This is a genomic window from Pseudoalteromonas sp. S554 (assembly GCF_005930865.1).
Taxonomy (GTDB): Bacteria; Pseudomonadota; Gammaproteobacteria; order Enterobacterales; family Alteromonadaceae; genus Pseudoalteromonas; species Pseudoalteromonas marina.
In genome coordinates this window covers 1-208 of record NZ_PNDV01000188.1, presented here as the reverse complement: position 1 = coordinate 208, position 208 = coordinate 1, and the positions used below count along the sequence as shown (strand labels likewise).

The 208-nt window shown below is 32.2% G+C and carries 1 pseudogene; it reads right to left on the bottom strand.

The window, feature by feature from the left end:
• Positions 1-208 (bottom strand): annotated as a pseudogene (locus CWB65_RS19970) (hypothetical protein); the annotation flags it as partial.

Here is a 208-nt window from a genome sequence, read left to right as displayed (position 1 = left end):
AACCTGCTTATTCTCAATAATTAATGCATTTAATCTACCAACAGCTTTTGATATGGCCGAATAGTGTTTAACATTAAAAACATCTGCTAATGCCTGCAAATTTAATCCCGTTAAATCTTGGCACAATTTAATAGCATACCATCGGGGTAAGTTTTTTTCTTTTCGTCCCTTTTTAACCATTACTATATCATCTACCTCAACATTAAAG